This is a genomic window from Paenisporosarcina sp. P5_A11 (assembly GCF_056400705.1).
Genome location: NZ_JBFUKT010000324.1, coordinates 1 through 1,725, shown reverse-complemented (window position 1 = coordinate 1,725; position 1,725 = coordinate 1). Strand labels below are relative to the sequence as shown.

2 protein-coding genes are annotated in these 1,725 nt (G+C 33.7%); both read right to left on the bottom strand.

All coding sequences use genetic code 11. The features are described from left to right. The coding region (locus AC1DOS_RS19935; RefSeq protein ID WP_477538882.1) for a hypothetical protein at positions 1 to 535 on the bottom strand (535 nt) is incomplete at its 3' end. Positions 536 to 684: 149 nt separating this feature from the next. Next, positions 685 to 1,386 (bottom strand): hypothetical protein, encoded by a 702-nt coding sequence (locus AC1DOS_RS19930; protein WP_477538881.1) that lies wholly within the window; start codon positions 1,384 to 1,386, stop codon positions 685 to 687. Positions 1,387 to 1,725 lie beyond the last annotated feature (339 nt).

Sequence of the window (1,725 nt, the reverse complement as noted above, 5' to 3'; positions counted from 1 at the left end):
GTCCCTTTTGCTCGTATCGTGCCCAATACTGTTCTCTTTCCCGAAGATCACCCAACACATCTTCATCAAATTTTATGGACTCCCCTGTATAACTTGAACTTGTCCGTTTTTTTGTTTTTTCTTTAATGTGGAAGTCTATCCCGTTACAAGCTCCAGTTAAGATATAAAAATCTAAGGGAGAAATTTCATTATTTAATTCGTCATAAACCTTAATGTTTTCTGTTTCAATGAGAATGCTTGACCATTTTTCTTCTATAAGACAGCTTACAACAAGCTTACTGTTTCTAAATTCAGGATCTTGCATTTCTATCTCATACTTTTGAAACTCTTGTAAATCCTTAATACAGACATCATTCTCAAGCTCTAATAGGAATTCCCGGCAATTTATTAAATCGCATTTAAGGACAGTGTTTGGATAAGTGAAATATCCGAACATAACTATTGTAAGCATTATGCCGTTATCTGTTTCCCTAACATCACTAATTTTTCCAGAGGAAAATCCAGATAAAACTTCTGCTTGAATTCTTTTATCCATTCCTAAATCACCTGTTTTCATAAAATATTATTCTTCAAATTATATCAGTCTTTATTCAACTAACCTGCCCCGTTAGTTCAATAAGAAAAAAGAGCCATCTAAAGCAGCTCACTGATCTTCAACTAAAGCACCCGTTAGTTGAATAAGGATTAAAGTACGTATTCAAATATAGCCCAAGGAAGCCATAATACTGATTCAGTTTCTAGTTCTTCATCATTGCTATACTCACAACACTTAATAGCCATCTCACGATTAGGTATAAATCCGTTTTCGTTTAAGCTGAATTTAAAATTATAATTATAATCCTTTTCTAAACCATTACAAATATATGAATGGAACTGTCCAGATTCAAAACCTAGAACCTCATAACCGTTCTTCTTAGACACTTCCATATCCATCGTCGTTTTGTTCATTAATAATGTTTCAATACCATATCGTTCTTTGGCAGGCTTAGATAGTGTTTCTTCTTCATCTAGAAATTCTTCTGCGAAATTTTCTTCTAATCCAATTCCAATTATTCTTATGTCATTTATGCGATTTAGAAATGTTTTTTTAAATTCTCTTGCTAAATCAACCGTTGTAAAAAGTTGAGGGAATTTGAACGTTCCATCCTCGAACTTTTTCTGTACCCATCCTTCCAATTCCTCGAAGGCACTATTAGAGAGATTTAACTCCTTAGAATAGGTTTGTTTCTTTTTTTGTGAACCTCCCCAAAGTATGTTTATATCGGGTTGGAAAACACACAGACACACACTAGCCGACAATATTGTTTCTGGTAGTAATGTTTTATCCATATAGTCTGCTCGTTCTGATGGTGAAACAATATAATAACCGCCTGAGATGTACTTCATTTAAACACCCCTTTTTAATTCTTAAACTTATTGTGTTAAATAACTAACCTGCCCCGTTAGTTCAATAAGAAAAAAGGCTTCACTCCTTATTGAAGTAAAGCACCCGTTAGTTGAAGATCAATTACTGTCTATTTCAAAACAAAATAGCCAAGCTTCTTAATATTTTGAGGAATTTTAATTATTATTCTCAAACCATGTTCTTAACTGCTCAGCGCAAAATAACCTTTCTTCAGGAGAACTTAAATGTCCATCCATTTTATAAAGATTATCGTCTTTATACCGGGGATACACGTGAAGATGATAGTGCCAAACATCCTGACTTCCACCAGGTTCATTATG